This window comes from Roseibium sp. RKSG952, assembly GCF_009711355.1.
In genome coordinates this window covers 1-286 of record NZ_SMMF01000138.1, presented here as the reverse complement: position 1 = coordinate 286, position 286 = coordinate 1, and the positions used below count along the sequence as shown (strand labels likewise).

Annotated in this window: 1 protein-coding gene; it reads left to right on the top strand. The window is 51.0% G+C overall.

Annotated features, from left to right (window positions below; genetic code table 11):
- Positions 1–247 (top strand): IS30 family transposase (locus E1297_RS00330; protein WP_155132545.1); only part of this gene is annotated, 247 nt, incomplete at its 5' end.
- Positions 248–286 lie beyond the last annotated feature (39 nt).

The following is a 286-nucleotide window of genomic DNA, read 5'->3' as shown; positions in this document are numbered from 1 at the left end:
TCAACATGAGCAATTGAAGGAACACACCGGTATCCAGATATTCTTCTGCGATCCACAAAGTCCTTGGCAACGCGGGAGCAATGAGAACACCAATGGGCTATTGCGCCAGTACTTTCCCAAGGGCACAGATCTCAGCGCCCATGATGAAAGAACTCTCGATGCTGTCGCATACACTCTGAACAATCGGCCTCGAAAAACGCTCGGATGGAAAACGCCCGCAGAGGCGTTGGAAGAAGTCCTAACATGAGATAAACATCAACCGTTGCGACGACCGCTTGAATCCGCC